Origin of the sequence: Streptomyces asoensis, from assembly GCF_013085465.1 — a bacterium.
Lineage (GTDB): Bacteria > Actinomycetota > Actinomycetes > Streptomycetales > Streptomycetaceae > Streptomyces > Streptomyces cacaoi_A.
On the sequence record NZ_CP049838.1, the window covers coordinates 1,155,876 to 1,174,057 of the forward strand.

Here is an 18,182-nt window from a genome sequence, read left to right on the forward strand (position 1 = left end):
TCACACCCAGTGTTCGGCGGGCGGTTCTTCGGTGCCGTACGCGTCGGACCAGCTCACGACCCGGTTGCGCAGGACACCCAGGCCCTCGATCTCCGCCTCGACGACGTCGCCGGGCCTGAGGTAGTTCGCGGAGGGGTCCTCGGTGCTCGCGGCGACACCCGCGACGGTGCCCGTGGTGATGAGATCGCCCGCGCTGTAGACCTGCGGGGAGTGGTAGGCGACCAGTTGCGGGATGGACACCGACATCCGGGAGGTGTGGGACTTCTGACGGACGTCTCCGTTGACCCGCAGCTCCATGTCGAGGTCGTGCGGGTCGTCGATCTCGTCCGCGGTGACGATGTACGGGCCGATCGGGCAGAAGGTCTCGATGGCCTTGGAGAAGGAGAAGACCCCGGACTCCATCTCCCTGCGCTGGATGTCGCGGGCGGTGATGTCGTTGAAGACCAGATAGCCGGCGATGTGCTCGGCGGCCTGCTCGGCGGAGAAGAACCGGCCCGGCTTCCCTATGACGACGGCGAGTTCGAGTTCGTAGTCGAGCTCTCGGGTGAGGTTCGCCGGGTACACGATCGGCTCTTCGGGTCCGATGATGGCGTCGACGTTCTGGAAGAACACGATGCCCTTGTTCACCGGGTGCGACCAGTCCACCCGGACCAGGTCCTCGTGGTGTTCGCGGAAGTTGCCGGCCGTGTGGAAGAACTTCCTGGGCTCGATCGGCGCGCGCAGCCGGACGTCGGCCAGGGCGAACGTGCGCCCCGTCTCGCCCACTTGCCCCTCGCGCTCGAAGAACACCCGCGTGGAGGGCACGTCAAGACCCACGACGGTCTCGCCGTCCAGCCGCCCCACCAGAGCCTCCTCCGGCCCCGCGTCGAACGTCACCAGTTTCATCGACCCTCCCTAACTGTCGACACTCACCCTGCCCAGCGGGGCAATATCCGTCAAGAGGCGTGCGAAGTGTGGACACAAATCGCGGGCGTGGCTTACGGTCCGGGCATGCGGACAACGTGGGACTTCGCGGGTACCCGCGCCCTGGTCGCCGGTGGCGGCGGAATCGGCGCGACGGTGGCCCGGGCGCTTGCCGAGGCGTATGCGGACGTGGTCGTGCTCGACGTGGACAAGGACCGGCTCGAGGACACCGTCCGGGACGGCGTGACCGGCGTCGTCGCCGACCTCACCTCTCCCGCCGCCTGCCGTACGGCCGTCGCGGAGGCGGTCCGGCTCCTGGGCGGACTCGACGTGTTCGTGCACGCGGTCGGCGTCAACGACCGCAGACCCGTGCTGGAGACGCCCGACGAGGTGTGGGAGCGGCTGCTCGCCGTCAACCTCTCCAGCGCGTTCTGGCTGGGCCGGGCCGCGGGGGCCGTGATGGTGCCGAACGGCTACGGACGCGTCGTGTACCTGTCCTCCGTCTCGGGTCTGCTCGCCCACCGGGACCATGCGCCGTACGCGGCGACCAAGGGCGGAGTGAACCAGCTGATGCGGGTGATGGCGCGCGAGTGGGCGGCCGCCGGGGTCACCGTCAACGCGGTCGCACCCGGCTACACCGAGACCGACCTGACGCGCGCCTACCTGGCGAAGCCGGGCATGCGCGCGTCGATGGAGTCGCTGGTGCCCGCCGGACGCCTCGGCCGGCCCGAGGACCTGACCGGGCCCGTCCTCTTCCTCGCGTCCGCCGAGTCCGCGTTCGTCACCGGGCAGGTGCTGTACGCGGACGGCGGCCGGACCCTCGTATGAACCCCGACCCCGGCCCCGATCTCAGCGAACGGGCTTTCACGAACGGAGACCGTATGACTCTGACTCCCGTCCTCGGGCGTTTCACCGGCAAGACCGTCCTCGTCACCGGCGCGGGCACCGGATTCGGCGCCGAGATCGCCGTACGGGCCGCGCGCGAGGGCGCCGACGTCGCCGTGCACTACCGGAGCTCGCGGGCCGGCGCGGAGGCGACGGCCGAGCGGGTCACGGCACTCGGCCGCAAGGCCCTCGTCGTCCAGGCGGACATCGCCGGGCACGACCGGATCGAGCGCCTCGCCGACGAGGTGTGGGCGCACTTCGGCCGGCTCGACGTGGCGGTCAACAACGTGGGGGACGTGGCGCGCGAGCAGATGTCGTGGCGGGACCTCACCGAGGAGTCCGTCGACCACGTTCTCGCCGTCGACGTCAAGGGCACCCTGCTGTGCACACACGAGTTCGGGGCGCGGATGCTGGAACAGGACGGCGGGGGCGCCATCGTCAACATCGGTTCGACGGTGGTGGTGCGGGGCAGTGCTCGGGCACCGCAGTACGCGGCGGCCAAGTACGGCATCATCGGGCTGACCAAGTCCTATGCGCACGCCTTCGCGCCGAAGGTGCGGGTGAACGTGTTCGCGCCCGGGTTCATCGAGACCGCTGCCACCCTGGGGCGGCAGGACTGGCAGAGCGGGCGTGGGGACGCGCTGCGCGCGGCGACGCCGATGGGACGGATCCCGGGGCCGGAGGAGCTGGCGGGGGCGGCCCTCTTCCTGGCGACCGAGGACGCGCAGCACATCACGGGCGGCTTCCTGGTCGCGGACGGCGGCTACAACATGATCGGCGCGTAGCACCCGGCACCCGCACCCGCCCCACCACCGCCACCACCGCCACGGCACACACACTCCGGCCCCCGGGACCTGGTTCGCATCCACCCGGGGGCCGGTTCATGCGCCGGTCATGCCACCGTCAGCGTCAGCGCTCCGGTGTACGAGCCGCCCGCCCTGAGCTCGGTGGCCGTGCCGTCGACCGTCAGGGTCACCGTCCTGCCGGACGGCGCCGTGACGGCGGCGTCGGACGCGAGGGTCAGGGCACTCAGGTACGAGGTCCCGGTGACCGTCCATGTCGAGCCGCTGCCCAGCGTCACGAGGACGCCGTTGTTGACGACCGCGCTCGGGGTGTTGGTGACCTCGCTGATCTCCCGGTACGTGGCCGAGGTGATGGTGGAGACGGCGTGCTCGGCGGTACCGGCGGACAGGGTGCCCGTCACGGTGGACCGGGTGAAGGTGAGGTTCAGGTTCTGGCCCTGGAGGTTCCCGGTGCCGCCGCCCCACACCGAGTTGTAGAAGTCGCCCGTCAGCTCGATGTCGGTGAAGGACGCCTTGGCGTCGGTGGACTGGGCGCTGGTGGTCACCCAGCTCGACGACCTGACCGGCGAGCCGGTGGGCTCGGTGTAGGTGCCGGTCGTCTCGGTCTTCCACGGTTTGCCCGACACCGACACACTGCTGGGCCGGTCGGTGTCCATCAGCTGGAAGATCACGCCGTTGCCCGCGTTGATCGTGGCGCCCTCGGAACCGTCCACGGTGACGCTGCCCGCGACGGCCTTGCACATGAACGCGGTCTCGCCGGTGTTCACCTGGGTGCCACCGTCGATCGTGACGGACCCGGCCGCGTACCAGAGCACCATGAAACGGCCCGCGCCCACGACGCTCGACTTCACCGGAAGCCTGCTCAACTCGGTGGCCGTGAGGCCCAGTTCCAGTGACTCGTTGAGGGCGGCGACCGCTTCCTCGGTGCTGTCGCCGTAATGGGCCGAGGCGCCCCAGTGGATGAGGGCGTAGTCACCGACGTCGAAGGTGCAGCCGAGGAAGTGCTCGGTGACGTTGCCGATCGCGTACGAGCCGTAGCCCTGGCCCCCGGTGTTGGCGATCGTGCTGTTGATGGCGGTGAGGGTGCAGTAGCTGCCGCCGTCGACGGACAGGGCCCCCCACTTCTCCGAGGAGATCGTGGAGTTGATGTACGAGGCCCGTGTGCCGGCGCCGAGCAGGTTGGTGGTGCGTACGTTGCCGGACAGGCCGAGCATCCACGGCACGGTGATCATGTAGCGGGTGTCGCCGGTTCCCGCGGTGGGGTACTCGTCGGGGACCGTGCCGTCGGCGCAGTGCAGGGTGGAGTTCTTGACGACGACGTTGGCGGTGGCGTCGGCGATGACCGCGGTGCGGACCACGCCCTCGTTCTTGATGGTGGCGCCGTCCAGCACCAGGGTGGTGCCCGCCCCGGTGCCGACGACGGAGGCTCCGTAGCCGATGAAGTCGCAGCGGCCGTTCCCGGAGAAGGCGATCCTGGGCCGGGTGAGGGTGTAGGTGCCGCCGCCGGTGACGTACACGCCGTTGTAGGCCTCGCCGTCGGACAGCAGCCTGATGCCGCTCGCCGAGGTGTCGGTGACGGTGCCGCCCAGGACCCCCGAGGGCACGGACCTGGCCTCGTCGACCCCGTCGGCGTCCACGTACAGGGCGTGCCGGAAGGGGAAGGTGAGGTCGCTGTAGGCGACCTCGTCGGCCTCGGCGACGGCGAGGACGACCGTGCCCCGGTAGGTGGCGGCGGCGATCGCGGTGGCCACGCCGCCGTAGCCGTCGGTGAGTTCGGCGAGTGCGCTGCCCGTCTCGACTCCGTTGACCGTCAGCGTGAGGCTGTAGCCGTCCGGGACGGTGATGGCGCCGCCCTCGGCGATGGTGAGGATGTTGGCGGTGGTGGTCGCCGTCAGCTCCAGGGTCTCGCCGGCGGCCACCGTGATGCGCTTGCCCGCCCTGGTGGTCGCCGCGCGGGCGGCGACCGGTGCGGTGAGGGTGGGGGCCATGGCGGCGGCCACGGCCACGAGGAGTGCGCGGGGGCGAGCCCGGTAGGTGATCTCGGGGCCTGTCCTGCTGATGCGTGTCACAGTGAACTCCCTTGTTCTCAGTGGGTTTTGGGCAGGCCCGACCGACGGGTGGCATCAGCCGGGTGCTGGGATGAGTGGGGTGCGGCGGCTGGTCCCCGCCGGCGTCAGACCGTGCGGTCGATCAGCTCGATGAGGTTCCCGTACGGGTCGGCCACGAACGCCATCCGGGCGCCGGGCCGCGGCGCGGGGCGCGGGCTCATCCGGACGCCCGCGCCCGCGGCGACGAGCCGCGCGAACTCCGCGTCGACCTCGTCCGGGGTGTCCACGGCGAGACAGAGGTGGCCGTAACCGAGCCGGCCCGCCGCCTGGACCGGACCGTCCGCCACGAGTCCGGGTTCGGCGTCGGGGCGGTGCAGCAACTCGATCCGGTAGCCGCTGGCATGACGGAGCATCACGCCCCGGAGTCCGGTGCCGGGCACGGCGAAGGTGCGCTCCACGGTCAGCCGCAGCGCCGCGCTGTACCAGGCGACACCGGCCTCCAGATCGGGGACGGAGATGCCCAGGTGGTCGAAGCTCGCGGTCACTGGCGGGCCGCCTCCGGACCGATCGGGACCTTCTCACCGCGGATCAGCGCCAGCACCCGGGTGCGCAGCTCGGCGAACCGGGGATCGGCCCGGGTCGTCAGCTGGTCGCGGTCGGTGCCGAGCGGGACGGCGAGGGTGTCCAGAACGGCCGTCGGCCGTCCGCCGAGCACGATGACACGGTCGCCGAGATAGACGGCCTCGTCGATGTCGTGGGTGACCACGACCACGGTGATGCCCAGCTGCCGGCGCAGTCGCAGGGTCAGGTCCTCCAGGTCGAAGCGGGACTGCGCGTCGACCGAGCCGAACGGCTCGTCCATGAGCAGCACCGGGGCGTCGTACGCCAGTCCCCTCGCGATGGCGACCCGCTGCTGCATCCCGCCGGAGAGCTGCCAGGGGTATTTGTCGCCGACGTCGGGGAGGCCGACGGCGTCCAGGCACTCGAGGGCGCGCCCTCTGCGTACGGCCTTCTTCACGCCCCGGCCCTGGAGCGGGAAGGCGACGTTGTCCCATACGCGCAGCCACGGCAGCAGCGAACCCCGGTAGTCCTGGGAGACCACCGCGATGTCGGCGTGCGGCTCGGTCAACCGCTGCTGTCCGTACCGCACTTCACCGGAGGTGGGCCGGGCCAGTCCGGCCAGGCAGCGAAGGAGCGTGGTCTTGCCGGCGCCGGACGGGCCGACCACGCACACCGCCTCCTCCGGGTCCACGCGCAGGGACAGGCCTTCGAGGACCCGGTGCTCCTGCGGCCCCGTACCGAAGCTCAGGCAGAGATCCTCGACGTGCAGGCTCGATCCGCGTGTCATACGACGACTCCGTTGCTCTTGACGCTCTCGGTGGGAATCGGCCGCGGGGCACGGGCCCGGGGCGCGCGCTCGTGGTACCAGCCCAGGAGGCGGTGCTCGACGAGCAGGAGCAGCACGCTGAGGGCGTAGCCGAGGATCCCGATCAGGATGGTGCCGGCCCAGGTCTCGGCGACATGGAAGCTGGATCCGCTCTGGAGGATGAAGTTGCCGAGTCCGACGGGCGATCCGTAGATCTCGCTGACCACCATGAGGACGACGGCGACGGAGAGGGCGACCCGGATGCCCGCGAGGATCTGCGGCAGCGCGCCGGGCAGGACGACCCGGCGCAGTCTGAGCGTCCAGGGGATGCGGTAGCCGCGGGCGGTCTCGTGCACGGCCGGGCTGATGTCCCGCACCCCGCTGACCGTGTTGAGGAGGATCGGCCACACCGATCCCAGGAAGATGAGGAAGATCTTCGGTCCGGAGCCGATGCCCAGGGTGAGGATGATGACGGGCACGAAGCCCACGGTCGGGGTGGCGCGGGCGAAGTCGAGCAGCGGGCCCGTCGCCAGCCGTAGGACGCGTATCTCGCCGATGACGAGCCCGGCACCCACCCCCGCCACGGTGGCGAGGGCCAGCCCGGCCATGATGTTGCGCAGGCTGAACAGCAGGTCCTCGACGAGGGAGCCGTGCAGCAGCTCGTGCCACAGCGCGCCGAGGACCTCGGTCAGCGGTGGGAAGTAGAAGCTGGCGCTGCCCTCGGTCGACACCAGCAGGATCAGGAACACCAGGGCGGGCAGCCACAGTTGGCGCAGGATCGGTTTCCAGGGCACGCGGCTACTCCTCTCCCGCCCGGGCCGGCGGGCGCCGGCGCAGCAGGCGGTGCTCGGCGAACTGCGCGAGCAGCGTGATCGTGTACCCGATGGCCCCGGCGGTCAGGATGTACGCGTAGGCCCGGGCGGACGCACCCGCCTGCTGCGACTCCATGATCATGTGTCCGATGCCGGGGAGCGTGGTGAGCACCTCGACACCGATGGACACCAGGACCGAGGTGGTCGCCGCCAGCCGCAGGCCCGTCATGATCGAGGGCGCCGCGGCGGGCAGGACCACCCGGCGCATGCGCAGCAGCCGCGGGATGCGGTAGCCGTGCGCCATCTCGCGTACGGCCTGTGACACGCCGCGCGCTCCGTACTGTGCCTGGAGCAGCACCGGGAAGACGCAGGCGATGAAGACGACCGTCGCCTTCATGCCCGGGGTGGAGCCGAGCACCAGCAGGAACACCGGCAGCAGAGCGATGACCGGGAAGGAGCGCAGCATTTCCACGAGCAGCCGGGAGGACTCCTCGGCCGCCTCGTACATCCCGGTCACCAGGCCGACCGGGATGCCCACGGCGATCGCCGCGACGAGGCCCACGACCGCGCCGCGCAGGGTCTCCGCCACGGCCTGCCAGAAGGCACCGCCGGCGAGGAGGTCCCCGAGCGCCACGGTCACGGCGCGCGGCCCGGGAAGCGCGGTCGGACTCACCACCCCCGCGGCGGCGACGATCGCCCACAGCGCCGACACGCATGCGAAGGCGCCGAGCTGAAGCAGTCGGACCTTGACCATCGCCGCCTACTCCCCGGCCGTGGTCGGTGCCTGGTCCCAGTAGAGCGCGTCGTCCTTCGGCTCGTTGTCGAGCAGGTCGAACTCGTGCATCTTCGTGATGACCGTGCGCATGACCGTGGTGTCGAGGGTCTTGTCGTAGTGGTTGATGTCGTGCGCGTCGATGAAGGCGGCGGGCACCTGGGTGTACTTCTTGTCGATCGCCTTGACCGCCGCGGGGTGTTCGTTGGCGTAGGTGATGGCCTTGGCGACCGCGTCGATGAACTTCTTCGCCGTGTCGCCGTTGGACGACAGGTACTTCTGGCCGGCGAACAGCAGGCCCTGGACCATGCCAGGCACGTCGTTCATGCCGTTGCCTATGGAACGCAGTCCGCTGTCGAGACCGGCGAAGTAGAAGGGGCCGAAGGAGAAGACGGCGTCGGTCTTGCCGGAGGTGGCGGCGTCGGTGAGCGAGGTGGTGGGCAGCGCGACGAACTTGACCTTCCCGGGGTCGCCGCCGGCCTTCTGCACCAGGTACTCGCAGATGAACTGGATGGTGCCGCCGAGCGCGGAAATGCCGACGGTCTTCCCTTCCAGATCGGCGAAGGACTCGATCGGACTGTCCTTCTTCACCAGCAGTCCGTCGGTGGGGTCGGTCTCCGTCGTCGCCGACTGGAGTCCGGTCACGATCCTGAGGGGCATGTCCTGGGCGGCGCCCTTGAGGAAGCCGGAGCTGTCCGTCATCGCGAACTGCGCCTCGCCGTTGAGGACGGACGGCGCGTTCTGCGAGGTGTCCTGGGCGCCGGCCTTGATGGTGACGTCGAGACCCGCGTCCTCGAAGTAGCCCTGCTGCTCGGCGATGTAGAGGGGTTCGAAGATCGCGCCGTTGGAGCGCAGGACGGTGATCTTCACCTTGCCGTCGGAGGTGGTGGCGGTGGCGGACTCGCCGCCGCAGCCGGTGGCGGTGAGGGATCCGGTGACGGCGAGGGCGGTCAGGACGATGAGGGTACGACGCCGCGGGTTTCTCGAAGTCTCCATGAAACGGCTCTCCTTGAGCTTCCTGAGTACGAACTAGTGCGTCCGCGCGGGTCCCGCGGCGGCGTAGGCGGTCGTGGATTCCTGGGGGGTCATGTAGGTGCGGAAGAGACCTTGCGGGTCGTACGCGGCCCGGATCTCCTCCAGACGTGCGGAGTTGGCCGGGCTGAGTCCGTGGTCGAAGCGGTCGGCGAGGTTGTTGTCGGAGAACTGGAGGCCCTTCGACAGGTGCTGGAGGCCGGCGAGCCGGCCGTGCGCCCATTGCTCGTGGGCGAGGTCCTCGGCGGGGTCGGTCCAGCCCGCGTTGGGCGAGAGGTAGACCTTGGCCTGGCTGGACCAACAGGCGTCGGCGCGCTCGGGATGACGGCTCCACAGCATCCACAGCACATGGCTGGTGGTGTCCGGGACGGAGTCGAACAGCGGCCGGGCGGCGTCGAGGATCTTCTCCACCGGTTCGTCGGTCCAGATCCCGTCGAGCGCCCAGCGCATACCGGCCGGGGTCATGCGGTCGGCGTGGTCGTAGAGCTCCGCCATGGTGGTCTCCCGGGCGACCACCGCGCGGATCGCCCGGTCACGGAAGGGCGCCTCCTCCAGCGGGGCGAGGAGGTCGTCGTCCGTCTCGCAGAAGGCGGTGGCGGTGACGGAGACCGTCTGCCGGCCCAGTCCCGGCGCGAACCCGACCTTCGCCGAGAACTCGACGGCCGGCGAGAGACGTTCGAGCATGTTGTACGACCAGGCCAGCACCTCGTCGCGCAGGTCGAGTGGATAGCTGTGCACGGTCCGCAGGATGCGGCGCGGCAGGTCGTGCAGGGCAAAATGGAAACGGGTGACGACGCCGAAGAAGCCGGGGCCGCTGCCGCGGGCCGCCCACATGAGGTCGGGGTGGGTGGCATCGGTGGCGTGCACGAGGGTGCCGTCGGCGAGGACGACGTCGATCGCCACGATGCTCAGACAGGCCGGGCCGAGCCGGCGTGAGTTCCAGCCGTAGCCGCCGCCCAGGACGAAACCGCCGATGCCGACGGTGGACGCGTGTCCGGTGGGGAAGAACAAGCCGTGTGGAGCGAGCTGTTCGAGGAGGGCGGGTCCCGTGACCGAGGGCCGTACGGCGGCTGTCCGCGACACGGGGTCGGCCTCGATGTCCCGCAGGCGCGAGAGGTCGAGCAGCATGCCGCCGCCGCGCACCCCGTTGCCCACCCAACTGTGCCCGCCGGAGCGGATGCCGATGGCCAGCCCCTCGCTGCGGGCGAGCCGTACGGCGGCCACGACGTCCTGCTCGCTGTGGGCGAGCACGATGACGTCCGGGTACCGGTCGGGCTTGCGTTCGTTCCAGACGGCGTCGAGACGGGCGCGTTCGTACGCCTCGTCGCCACGCCGGAGCACGTTGTGCCGGGACAGCTGAACCATGACCGTTCTCCTCACACGGGGCCCGCATCGGGACCCTACTGTCGACACTTTGCCCCTTCAAGGGATGTGACAGCGAAATACCTGCCATCTCTGGCGACACTAGTGGGCTGTTGGGAAGTCGAAGAGTTCGGCCGGGTTGTCCACCATCAGCCGTTGGAGGTGCGCGGGGTCGGGGGCGATGCTCCCGACCAGGTCGACGAGCAGGCCGTCGTCGGGGGCGTCCGAGGCGATGTTGACGTGCGGGTAGTCGGTCCCCCACACGACGCGCTCCGGGGCGTACGCCACCAGGGAGGCGGCCAGCGAGACCGCGTCGGCGTAGGGCGGGCCCTGCCGGGAGATCCGGTCGACACCGCTGACCTTGACCCACACCTGCCCGCTGTCGAGCAGCGCGCGCAGGCTGCGCAGGGCGGGCCCGTCGCGCCCCTCGGCGAGGTCCACCCGGCCGATGTGGTCGATCACCGTCCTGCCGGGCAGGGTGCGGACGAGCCCCTCGAGGGCGGCGATCTCCTCACCCCGGACATGGAGCTGGACCGCCCAGTCGAGTCCGTCGACGCGTTCGAGCACGGTGTCGATCTCGGCGCGGGTGGGCGGAGTGCGCAGATGGGGCAGGAAGTTGAGCCGGAAGGCCCGCACGCCGGCCCGGTGCAGCTCCTCGACCTCGCCCCGCGCCGTCGCCTCGCCGATCAGGGCGACTCCGCGCAGCCTGCCGTCGCCGGAGCTCAGCGCGTCCAGCAGGACGGAGTGGTCGTGGCCGTGACAGGACGACTGGACGATCACCGCCCGGTCGAGCCCCAAGTGGGCGTGCAGGGAGCGGACTTGGTCCTTCGGGGCGTCCAGGGGCGTGAAGGTGCGATCCGGCGCGTAGGGGAAGACGTCGGCGGGACCGAGGACATGGCAGTGGGCGTCGCAGCTGTCCGGCGGAAGTACCAGGGACGGGATGCGCGGGGCGGGGTGCGGGGGCGGGCAACCGGGCGAGGGCGCCCACCGCGTCGGGTGGACGGCGGGTTCAGTCACAGCGTGCCGTCATTCCGCCGTCGACGACGATCTCCGTGCCGGTGACGAACCGGGCCTCGTCGCAGGCGAGGAAGAGCGCCGCATAGGCCGTGTCGCGGCCGTCGCCCATGAAGCCGAGCGGAATCCGGGCCTGCCGCTGGGCCAGCAGTCTCGCCACGTCGCCACCCGCGCGCTGGCCGGCGAGCCGGGCCTCGACCATCGGGGTGTGCAACTGCCCCGGCACGACGGTGTTGACCCGGATGCCGTCCGGCGCGTACTCCACGGCGCTGACCCGGGACAGCTGGATCACCGCGGCCTTGGCGGCCGCGTAGCCCACCTGGGCGGCGCCGGTCCAGCGCAGTCCGGACGCCGAGGCGGTGTTGACGATGGAGCCTCCGCCGCCGCGCCGCATGATCGGCACGACGTACTTGCAGGCCAGGAAGGCACTGGTGAGATTGGTGCGCAGCTGGCTGTCCCAGTCCTCCAGACCGAGGTCGACCGCGCCTCCGGGCCGGGAGCCGCCGACATTGTTGACGAGGACGTCGATCCGCCCCGCGAGGCTCTCGCACCGAGCGAAGTAGTCCCGGACGGCGGCCGGTTCGGTGACGTCCAGCACGGCCGTGTGCGCGCTGCCGCCCTCGTCCCGGATCTGCCGCGCGGTGACCTCCAGGGCCTCCTCGTCCCGGTCGGCCAGGTGCACGGTGGCCCCCTCCCGGGCGAAGACCACGGCGGTGGCACGGCCGTTGCCCCAGCCGGGGCCGACGCTTCCGGCGCCGCCGATGACGGCGATGCGGCCCGCCAGGCGGCCGAGCCGTCGGTCGGGCACGTCTTGGGTCACGGGGATCTCCCTCGGTCGGTGGGCGGGACTGTCGACAGTTCTAGCCATGTGTCGACAGAAAGTAAACATCCAGGGCTCCAGATGACAGCAGATGTAGAACTATTGCCAATAGTGTCGACACAGAGCTTGGATGAGGGGAGCAACCGCACCGAGGAGGCCCATGGACAAGCCGCCCGTGTTCACACCGGACGAGATCGCCCGCTTCCGGGCCGAGTTGGCGACGCGGCGCGCACCCGGCGCGTACGAGCCCGGGCGCTGGTCGGTCAGTCCGCTCAACCGGCGTACCGAGGTGACCGGCTCACTGCCGACGACGGTCAGACTGCGGGACGCCACACTGCGTTCGGTCGAGACACTGCCCGGCGTCGTGGCTCCTGCGGAGGCGAAGACGGCGTTCCTGCGGCGGCTCGTCGCCTGCGGGGTACCGGAGGTCGTCACGGCGGGGCTCGGCGGACGGGACGCCACCGCGCTGAAGACCGAGGTGGAGCTGGTCAAGGGCGAGAACCCGGACTGCCGGGTGGTGTGCCCGCTGATGCGCTCGCCCGACGACATCGACCGGGCGGCCGCGGCGGGTTACGACGCCGTCCAGGTCTGGGTGCAGGGCTTCGGCGAGACCTCGCTGATCTACCAGGCCCCGGTGTACGGCCGGTCGTGGCGCGGTGAGCAGTGGCGCGCTCCGGACACCCCGCGCGACCGGTCCGCCGTACTGGCCCGCGCGGCGCGGCTGGTCGCGCACGCGCGCGATCGCGGCCTCGACGTGATCGTGCCGCTGCTGATGGTCTCGTACGCCACCGAGGAGACCCACGAGGAGTCCGTCGCCGTCCTCGCCGGGGCCGGAGCGGGTGAACTCACCCTGTTCGACGGCCCGGGCGCGATGAGCCCCGAGGCGTTCGCGCATCTCGTCCGGCTCACGAAGGCCCGCGCGCCCCAGGTCGAGGTCGGGCTGCACCCGCACAACACCTTCGGCCTCGCGGTCGGTTGCGCGGTGGCCGCGGTCCGGGCCGGCGCCACCGCCGTCGAACTGTCGGTCAACGGCTACTGCGGCGGTCCCGGCAACGCCGACCTGGCGGCGACCGCGCTCGCGTTCGAGGCGCTGTACGGCGTCCGCACCGGTGTCAGGACCGAAGCCCTGACCGAACTGGCCCGCGTCGGAGCCGAACTGACGAACTATCACCCCGCCTGGAACCATCCGGTGACCGGCACCCACGCCTTCTGCTGGGGCGGTATGGACCTCATCACCCAGGAGACGGAGATCGACCCGCTCCTCCACAACTGCCTCGAACCGGCCACCGTGGGCAACGCCCGCAGGATCCCCTTCACCCCGGACAGCGGGCCGTACACCCTGGCCGACAAGCTGACGGCCCTGGGCGTGGAGCCGACCCCGGCCCAGGTGGACGAGGTGCTCACCCGGGCCCGGGAGTTGATGGCACGCGAGGGCCGGCTCCTGACGGACGGCGAGCTGGCCGGGCTGGCGGCATCGGTCGCGGAGGAAGTGCGTTGAGCGCCCGGCTGCGACCGCTCGCCCCGGCCGAACTCGACGCCGGACAACGGGCGTTGTACGCGGAGATCACCGGCGGACCGCGCGCCGCGGGGCCGCAGCACTTCGCGCTCACCGACGACGACGGATGCCTGCGGGGACCGTTCAACGCGATGCTGCTGAGCCCCGGCGTGGGACGCGCGCTCCAGGACCTGGGAGCCGCGGTCCGCTATCGCTCCGGGCTCGGCCCGCGGCTGCGGGAGACCGCGATCCTCGTGGTCGCCCAGGCCTGGGACAGCGCCTTCGAACGTCACGCGCACGAACCCGTCGGCGCCGCCGCCGGACTGACGGACGACGAACTGCTGGCCCTGCGCGAGGGGCGTGACCCCGGCCTGTCCGATCCCGTCGAGCGGGCCGCCTGGACCTTCACCCGCGCGCTCCTCGACCGGTCCGGAGCACTCGATGAGTTCGCGTACGAAGCGGCCCGCGCCGCCCTGGGAGAACGCACCCTCTTCGAACTGTCCACACTGGTGGGCTACTACAGCACCCTGGCCCTCCAGCTACGACTCTTCGACGCCCCGGCCTGACGGCGGTTTCCCCGGATTTCATCGAGTGGGTCCGATACGGAACTCCGCGCCGAAGTCCTTGGATTCACTTGGCCATGGGGTGACGAGCATGTGTGGGTATTGTATCCGCCGGTCATTCGGTGACGGCGTATCAGCCTTTCGGTACTGATTCGATCCGCCGTCGCTCCCGAGGGCGGCTTGCGGCGATATCTGCGGTGCAGTAACTACGTGAACCATGAACCTGTTCACCCGCGGCGCATCCTCACGACGCCCGGCTCCCCCCACAGCTCCGCAACGCCCCGCCGACTCGCCCTCCGCTCCCACCGCCGGCCTGCCGAATCCCGCCCTCGCGGCGCTGACCGGCGACTGGATGATCGACCCGGCGCACAGCCGTATCGGCTTCTCCGTCCGGCACGCCCTGGTGACCACCGTGCGCGGGGCTTTCACGGAGTACCAGAGCCGGCTCTACTTCGACGGCCGCAACCCGGCCCGTTCACGGGCCGAGATCCTGTTGTCCACCGCGAGCGTCGACACCGGCGTGGAGCAACGCGACGCGCATTTGGTCGGCCGTGACTTCCTGGACGCCGCGACCTATCCGCGTATGCGTTTCACCAGCACCGCCGTACAACTCGCGGGCCCCGAGGTCTACCGCATGACCGGCGACCTCACCATCAAAGAGACCACTCGTCCCGTAGCCCTTGAACTCACCTACATAGGACATGTCACCGACCCTTTCGGCTATGAACGGGCCGGTTTCGACGGCACCACCACCATCAACCGTTCCGAATGGGGCCTGACGTACAACGCGCGACTGGCCGAGGGCGGCGCCATGGTGAGTGAGAAGGTGCGCCTCCAGTTCGACATCGCCGCCATTCGCACCACTCCCGTGGGCTGACCGGCGCGCGGTGAAGTCAGCGCAGCGCCCCCTTGGTGGCGTCGGCGATGAAACCACGGGCGAAGAAAGTGAACACCAGCACCAGCGGGATGACCGACAACAGCACTCCGGCCATCACCATGCTGTAGTCGGTGGAGTGTCCGGCGTACAGCTGGGCCAGCGCCACCTGGAGGGTGAGACGGTCCGGGTTGACCAGCATCACCAACGGCAGGATGTAGTCGTTCCAGGCGGCGATGAAGGTGTAGATGCCGAGGAACGCCAGCGCCGGGCGGACGCACGGCAGCACCACGTGCCAGTACAGCCGGAAGAACCCGGCGCCCTCGATGCGGGCGGCGTCCAGCAGTTCGTCGGGAACGCTGGTGGAGGTGTACTGGCGCATCCAGAAGATGCCGAAGGCGTTGGCGGCGGCGGGCACGACGAGCGCCTTGAGCGTGCCCAGCCAGCCCAGTTGGACCATGATCTCGTACTGCGGGATGATCGCCAGCTGGGTCGGCAGGATGTACATCGACAGCAGCACGCCGAACAGGAACTTCTTGCCGGGGAAGTCGTACTTGGCGAAGGCGAAGGCGGCCAACGAGTCGAAGAACAGCACCAGCACCGTCGTACAGACCGCGACGATCACCGTGTTGGACAGCGAACTGAAGAAGGCCATCTTGTCGAACAGGTGCTGGATGTTGGTCAGCAGGTGGTCGCCGAACCACAGCTTCGGCGGGTAGCGGTAGATGTCCTGCGAGGTGTTCGTCGCCATGACGACGATCCAGTAGAATGGGAACACCGAGATGACGACACCGGTCATCAGGACGACATGGACGCTGAGTCCCCGCAGGCGTTTACGGTTCTGGCTGTTCACGACCGTCGCTCCTTACGCTGCACCAGGCGCCAGTTGATGCCGACGATGAGCAGGATCAGCAGGAAGAAGGCCCAGACGATCGCGGCCCCGTAACCGAAGTCGTTGTTGTCGAAGGCCTGGTGGTAGAAGTACAGCAAGGTGGTCAGACCCGCCTGGCCCGGTCCACCGGAGTTGGGGTTGGTGGCCGCCTCGCTGCCGAACAGCACCTGCGGTTCGGTGAAGCTCTGTAGGCCGGTCACCGTGGAGATCACCACGGTGAACAGGATGATGGGCCGCAGCAGCGGGATCGTGATGGAGCGGAAGATCCGCACCGGTCCGGCGCCGTCCATCCTGGCTGCCTCATAGAGCTCCGAGGGGATCGCCTGAAGGCCGGCCAGGTAGATGATGGCGTTGTATCCGGTCCACTGCCAGGTCATCAGCGCCGAGATCACCAGCTTGATCGTCCACTCGTTGCTCATCCAGGGCACGGCCGACAGATGCAGCGCCCGCAGAATCGCGTTGATCAGGCCGAAGTTGTTGCTGAAGATCGCTCCGAAGAAGATCGCGATGGCTACCAGCGAGGTGATGCTGGGAATGAACAGGGCGACCCGGTAGAAGGCCGTGAGACGTTTGGTGGAGTTCACCAGCACCGCGAGCACCAGTGCCATGAAGAGCATCGGCACGGTCGACAGCACCCAGATGACCAGGGTGTTGCGGACGGACAGCCAGAACACCGGGTCGTCCCAGAGGAAGCGGAACTGCTGGAACCCGACGAAGTGCATGTCCCCGATGCCGTCCCACTTCTGGAAGGCCAGGAACACGGTGTAGAGCACCGGGAAGAGCATGAAGACGGAGAAGATCAAGTAGTACGGCGAGATGGCCAGGTACTGCGGCCAGTACCCGGCGACCCTTCGGCGCGGCCCGCGCCGGGCCCCGGCGGACACCGGCCTGATCCGGGGGGCGCGCCGCTCCGGACCGCGGACACGGTCCGGAGCGTGCCGCCCGGTGGATCCGGTGTCGGTTCCGGAGGTCGGTCCGGTGGGCGCCGGGCCGGCTACCGGGCTTGACGACATGTCACTTCACTCCCTGCCGCTGGGCGATCTGCTTGGCCTGGGCGACCGCGTCCTTCCAGGCCTCGTCGGGGTCCTTGCCCTTGGCCTCGATGCTGGTCAGCTCGCTGTAGAAGGGGGCGGAGACCGCCGCGTCGGCAGGTGCCTCGTAGGCCGCGGGGATCTTCTCGGCCGCCGGGCCGAATATCTCGATGGTCTTCTGGCCGCCGAAGAAGGCGTCGCCGCCGGTCAGCGCCGGCAGCTTGTACGCGGCCGGCGCGGTCGGGAACAGAGCCGCGTCGGTGAAACCGCGGGCCTGGTTCTCCGGACCGAGGATCCAGCTGATGATCTTGAAGGCCTCTTCGGGGTTTCCGCTCGTCGCGGGGATGGCCAGGAAGGACCCGCCCAGGTTCGACGGCCCGCCGGGCAGGCTCGCCACCCGCCACTTGCCCTTGGTGCCAGGAGCCGCGTTGCTGATGTCCAACGCGTGCCAGGCGGCGCCGATCTCGGTGCCCAGGGTGCCGCCGCTGATGGCCGCGTTCCAGGTGTTGTCGTTGATCTTGGCGTCGATGCCGAGGGTGTAGGGCTTCACGGCGGTGGTCCAGGCGGCCCGGATGTGGTCCTGGTCGCCGATGAACTTGCCGTCCTCGTCGATGAACCGCTGGGTGCCCTGGCCGACGACCATGGTGAAGACGGAGCCGATGTTGTTGACGAGGAAGGTCTTGGGCACGGCCTTGTGCAGCTCGACGCCGGCCTTGAAGTAGTCGTCCCAGGTGGCGAGTTGCGCGGAGACCTCGGTGGGATCGGTGGGCAGGCCCGCCTGCGCGAAGAGGTCCTCGCGGTAGAAGGTGGCGCACGGGCCGATGTCGATCGGGAAGCCGATGAGTTTGCCGTCCTGCGTGGTGGCCTGCTTCAGCTTCCACGACAGGTACTGCGGGACCAGCTTGTCCGCGCCGACCGTCTTCAGGTCGACGAAGCGGTCCGCGTTGGGCAGGAACGAGGCGATGTCCTCGCCCTTGATGCCGGTGATGTCCGGGGCGGACTGCGCGGCCCGCAGACCGGTGAGCAGCTTGGTCTTGAAGTCACCGCCGACCACGGAGGTCTTGAGGCTGATGTCGGAGAAGTGCTTCTTGGCGTCCGCGACGACCTTGTCGCTCAGCCCTCCGGACCAGTACCAGAGGGTCAGGTTCTTGCTGTCCTTGGCACCGCTCGACCCGGATCCGCCGCCGCACGCTGCGGTGGCGCCGGCGGCGGCGGCCGTCAGTACGGCGGCCTGAAGGAACCGTCTGCGGGAAAGGTCCACGATCTTCTCCTGGGTTTCGGCGAGTTCGACGTGTCCGGCATGTCCGACAGGACCTGTGCGAGTCAGGGCCGCGCAGGGGGCGCGGCGGGAGGCCGGGTGGCTGAAGAGCATCGGCGTGAGGGGGAACCCTTCAGCCACCCGGGGTATGTGACCTGGTCCTCTCAGACGGTGCCGACGCGTCGTGGCGGCGGAATATGCCGTTCATCCGCTTCGGCCGACCGGAGTGGGGTCCGGGCCTGGCTCCGAATT

At 69.7% G+C, this 18,182-nt stretch carries 18 protein-coding genes; 5 read left to right on the top strand and 13 right to left on the bottom strand.

All coding sequences use genetic code 11. The features are described from left to right. The gene (locus G9272_RS05280) at nt 1–885 is read right to left on the bottom strand and encodes a fumarylacetoacetate hydrolase family protein (RefSeq protein ID WP_171395439.1); all 885 of its coding nucleotides are present in this window, start codon (nt 883–885) and stop codon (nt 1–3) included. A gap of 105 nt (nt 886–990) precedes the next feature. Between G9272_RS05280 and G9272_RS05285 the strand changes: the two genes are divergently transcribed. Further along, nucleotides 991–1,731 (top strand): SDR family NAD(P)-dependent oxidoreductase, encoded by a 741-nt coding sequence (locus G9272_RS05285; RefSeq protein WP_171395440.1) that lies wholly within the window; start codon nt 991–993, stop codon nt 1,729–1,731. Between the two features lie 53 nt (nt 1,732–1,784). Continuing rightward, the gene (locus G9272_RS05290; protein WP_171395441.1) at nt 1,785–2,573 is read left to right on the top strand and encodes an SDR family NAD(P)-dependent oxidoreductase; all 789 of its coding nucleotides are present in this window, start codon (nt 1,785–1,787) and stop codon (nt 2,571–2,573) included. A 107-nt stretch (nt 2,574–2,680) separates the two neighbouring features. Here the strand turns inward: G9272_RS05290 and G9272_RS05295 are convergent, their stop codons facing one another. The 9 genes from G9272_RS05295 to G9272_RS05335 form a co-directional block, all read right to left on the bottom strand. Further along, the gene (locus G9272_RS05295; protein ID WP_253267711.1) at nt 2,681–4,660 is read right to left on the bottom strand and encodes a hypothetical protein; all 1,980 of its coding nucleotides are present in this window, start codon (nt 4,658–4,660) and stop codon (nt 2,681–2,683) included. Between the two features lie 104 nt (nt 4,661–4,764). Beyond that, the gene (locus G9272_RS05300; protein WP_171395442.1) at nt 4,765–5,184 is read right to left on the bottom strand and encodes a VOC family protein; all 420 of its coding nucleotides are present in this window, start codon (nt 5,182–5,184) and stop codon (nt 4,765–4,767) included. Then, nucleotides 5,181–5,987, bottom strand: a complete 807-nt coding sequence (locus G9272_RS05305) for an ABC transporter ATP-binding protein (RefSeq protein ID WP_171395443.1) — start codon at nt 5,985–5,987, stop codon at nt 5,181–5,183. The genes G9272_RS05300 and G9272_RS05305 overlap by 4 nt, the downstream gene beginning before the upstream one ends. Beyond that, nucleotides 5,984–6,799 (bottom strand): ABC transporter permease, encoded by an 816-nt coding sequence (locus G9272_RS05310; RefSeq protein WP_171395444.1) that lies wholly within the window; start codon nt 6,797–6,799, stop codon nt 5,984–5,986. Before G9272_RS05310 ends, G9272_RS05305 begins: the two co-directional genes overlap by 4 nt. 4 nt (nt 6,800–6,803) lie before the next feature. Beyond that, nucleotides 6,804–7,571, bottom strand: a complete 768-nt coding sequence (locus G9272_RS05315; protein ID WP_171395445.1) for an ABC transporter permease — start codon at nt 7,569–7,571, stop codon at nt 6,804–6,806. A gap of 6 nt (nt 7,572–7,577) precedes the next feature. Then, on the bottom strand, nt 7,578–8,585 hold the full coding sequence (locus G9272_RS05320) for an ABC transporter substrate-binding protein (protein WP_171395446.1): 1,008 nt from the start codon (nt 8,583–8,585) through the stop codon (nt 7,578–7,580). Nucleotides 8,586–8,618: 33 nt separating this feature from the next. Then, on the bottom strand, nt 8,619–9,986 hold the full coding sequence (locus G9272_RS05325) for an FAD-binding oxidoreductase (RefSeq protein WP_171395447.1): 1,368 nt from the start codon (nt 9,984–9,986) through the stop codon (nt 8,619–8,621). A 99-nt stretch (nt 9,987–10,085) separates the two neighbouring features. Further along, nucleotides 10,086–11,000 carry an amidohydrolase family protein gene (locus tag G9272_RS05330; protein ID WP_171395448.1) on the bottom strand — a complete coding sequence of 305 codons (915 nt, stop codon included), beginning with the start codon at nt 10,998–11,000 and terminating at the stop codon, nt 10,086–10,088. Beyond that, on the bottom strand, nt 10,993–11,817 hold the full coding sequence (locus G9272_RS05335; protein WP_216377805.1) for an SDR family NAD(P)-dependent oxidoreductase: 825 nt from the start codon (nt 11,815–11,817) through the stop codon (nt 10,993–10,995). The genes G9272_RS05330 and G9272_RS05335 overlap by 8 nt, the downstream gene beginning before the upstream one ends. A gap of 160 nt (nt 11,818–11,977) precedes the next feature. Between G9272_RS05335 and G9272_RS05340 the strand changes: the two genes are divergently transcribed. The 3 genes from G9272_RS05340 (at nt 11,978) to G9272_RS05350 (ending at nt 14,752) form a co-directional block, all read left to right on the top strand. Then, nucleotides 11,978–13,315 carry a hypothetical protein gene (locus tag G9272_RS05340; RefSeq protein ID WP_171395450.1) on the top strand — a complete coding sequence of 446 codons (1,338 nt, stop codon included), beginning with the start codon at nt 11,978–11,980 and terminating at the stop codon, nt 13,313–13,315. After that, nucleotides 13,312–13,878 (top strand): carboxymuconolactone decarboxylase family protein, encoded by a 567-nt coding sequence (locus G9272_RS05345; RefSeq protein WP_171395451.1) that lies wholly within the window; start codon nt 13,312–13,314, stop codon nt 13,876–13,878. The genes G9272_RS05340 and G9272_RS05345 overlap by 4 nt, the downstream gene beginning before the upstream one ends. A 214-nt stretch (nt 13,879–14,092) precedes the next feature. Continuing rightward, the gene (locus tag G9272_RS05350) at nt 14,093–14,752 is read left to right on the top strand and encodes a YceI family protein (protein ID WP_171395452.1); all 660 of its coding nucleotides are present in this window, start codon (nt 14,093–14,095) and stop codon (nt 14,750–14,752) included. 16 nt (nt 14,753–14,768) lie between these two features. Here the strand turns inward: G9272_RS05350 and G9272_RS05355 are convergent, their stop codons facing one another. From G9272_RS05355 to G9272_RS05365, 3 genes are all read right to left on the bottom strand, one after another. Next, the gene (locus G9272_RS05355; RefSeq protein ID WP_171401851.1) at nt 14,769–15,548 is read right to left on the bottom strand and encodes a carbohydrate ABC transporter permease; all 780 of its coding nucleotides are present in this window, start codon (nt 15,546–15,548) and stop codon (nt 14,769–14,771) included. A gap of 50 nt (nt 15,549–15,598) precedes the next feature. Beyond that, nucleotides 15,599–16,525 (bottom strand): carbohydrate ABC transporter permease, encoded by a 927-nt coding sequence (locus G9272_RS05360; RefSeq protein ID WP_253267712.1) that lies wholly within the window; start codon nt 16,523–16,525, stop codon nt 15,599–15,601. Between the two features lie 130 nt (nt 16,526–16,655). Further along, nucleotides 16,656–17,933 (bottom strand): extracellular solute-binding protein, encoded by a 1,278-nt coding sequence (locus G9272_RS05365; RefSeq protein WP_171395454.1) that lies wholly within the window; start codon nt 17,931–17,933, stop codon nt 16,656–16,658. Nucleotides 17,934–18,182 lie beyond the last annotated feature (249 nt).

Coding starts and splice junctions, on each gene's coding strand:
- G9272_RS05280 (WP_171395439.1), bottom strand. CDS start 885: ATGAAACTGGTGACGTTCGACGCGGGGCCGGAGGAGGCTCTGGTGGGG.
- G9272_RS05285 (WP_171395440.1), top strand. CDS start 991: ATGCGGACAACGTGGGACTTCGCGGGTACCCGCGCCCTGGTCGCCGGT.
- G9272_RS05290 (WP_171395441.1), top strand. CDS start 1,785: ATGACTCTGACTCCCGTCCTCGGGCGTTTCACCGGCAAGACCGTCCTC.
- G9272_RS05305 (WP_171395443.1), bottom strand. CDS start 5,987: ATGACACGCGGATCGAGCCTGCACGTCGAGGATCTCTGCCTGAGCTTC.
- G9272_RS05315 (WP_171395445.1), bottom strand. CDS start 7,571: ATGGTCAAGGTCCGACTGCTTCAGCTCGGCGCCTTCGCATGCGTGTCG.
- G9272_RS05320 (WP_171395446.1), bottom strand. CDS start 8,585: ATGGAGACTTCGAGAAACCCGCGGCGTCGTACCCTCATCGTCCTGACC.
- G9272_RS05325 (WP_171395447.1), bottom strand. CDS start 9,986: ATGGTTCAGCTGTCCCGGCACAACGTGCTCCGGCGTGGCGACGAGGCG.
- G9272_RS05340 (WP_171395450.1), top strand. CDS start 11,978: ATGGACAAGCCGCCCGTGTTCACACCGGACGAGATCGCCCGCTTCCGG.
- G9272_RS05350 (WP_171395452.1), top strand. CDS start 14,093: ATGAACCTGTTCACCCGCGGCGCATCCTCACGACGCCCGGCTCCCCCC.
- G9272_RS05355 (WP_171401851.1), bottom strand. CDS start 15,548: ATGACCGGTGTCGTCATCTCGGTGTTCCCATTCTACTGGATCGTCGTC.